This window comes from Dyadobacter bucti (genome assembly GCF_005869225.1).
In the GTDB taxonomy this organism is placed as follows: Bacteria; Bacteroidota; Bacteroidia; order Cytophagales; family Spirosomataceae; genus Dyadobacter; species Dyadobacter bucti.
On the sequence record NZ_SWFP01000037.1, the window covers coordinates 1 to 1,186 of the forward strand.

Annotated in this window: 2 protein-coding genes; both read right to left on the reverse strand. The window is 44.4% G+C overall.

Annotated features, from left to right (window positions below; translation table 11 throughout):
* Nucleotides 1–32: 32 nt before the first annotated feature.
* Nucleotides 33–830, reverse strand: a complete 798-nt coding sequence (locus FBF61_RS34390; RefSeq protein ID WP_205748366.1) for an IS3 family transposase — start codon at nt 828–830, stop codon at nt 33–35.
* A 23-nt stretch (nt 831–853) separates the two neighbouring features.
* Nucleotides 854–1,120, reverse strand: coding sequence for a transposase (locus tag FBF61_RS34970; protein ID WP_090152365.1), 267 nt, complete (start codon nt 1,118–1,120; stop codon nt 854–856).
* Nucleotides 1,121–1,186 lie beyond the last annotated feature (66 nt).

Sequence of the window (1,186 nt, forward strand, 5' to 3'; positions counted from 1 at the left end):
TGAAGCCTTACCCTAATGAGGACAGTGTACGTTTAGACTTTATCCATTTCTAGTTTCTTGACAAACGTTGCCGGTGCTAAGCCAGCCAGTGCTTGATGCGGATGAAAGCGATTGTAGTCTTCCATCCATTCGTCAGACAAAATACGAACCTGTTCAAGTGAATCAAATAAATAGGCATCTAAGACATCCTCGCGATACGTGCGGTTCAATCTTTCCACATATCCATTTTGCATCGGTTTTCCTGGCTGAATGTAGTGGATTGCGATGCCTTTATCTTCACACCATTGCCTGAATTTATCTGCTAGAAATTCAGGCCCATTGTCAACCCGAATTTGTTCGGGGTATCGTCTGGCTAATGCTATCAGTTCCAAAACATCGATTACTTTCTGAGCAGGAAGTGAAAAATCTGCATGTGCTGCAAGTACTTCTCTGCTGCAATCATCCAGAATTGTCAGCACTCGGATCTTACGTTTATTCACCAGCGCATCAGAGACAAAGTCCATGCTCCAACTCTTGTTTGGCTCACTGGGTACCTGTAAGGGCTGCTTGATTCGAGCTGGTAAACGCCGTTTGTGACGACGGCGATGCTTCAAATTTAGCAGTCGGTAAACCCTTAGAACCCTTTTGCGGTTCCATACTAAGCCCTCATTGCGAAGTTTCCCATAGTAGTCGTCAAAGCCTCTTGTCGGGTAGACTTCCGCATATGCTCGTAATTTTTCAATCACTGGCTGATCATCTTTTCTGCTACGGTAGTACCACTTAGATCGATGTAACCCAACTACCCGGCAAGCCCTGCCAACGGATACTTTTTCTTCAACAGCCCATCCCACAAGTTCCTTTTGCTGACAAGGCTCTACAGCTTTTTTTCGATGATATCCTTTGCAAGTTTGTAATCCAGGCTTAGTTCCGCATACATCTGCTTCAATCGTCGATTTTCATCCTGCAAAGCCTTCAGCTCTTTCAATTGTGCAGCTTCCATACCACTGTATTTTTTGCGCCAATTAAACAAGGTTGCCTTGGAAATGCCGTATTCGCGGCAAACATCCATAGCTTCTCGGCCACCCTCATACTGTTTGAGGATCGCCACGATCTGGGTTTCTGAGTAGTTTTTCTTTTTCATGTGACAGTTAAAATTAGCTCATTTCGAGTCTAATCCTACACTGTCCTAATTTCGGGAAAGCTTACA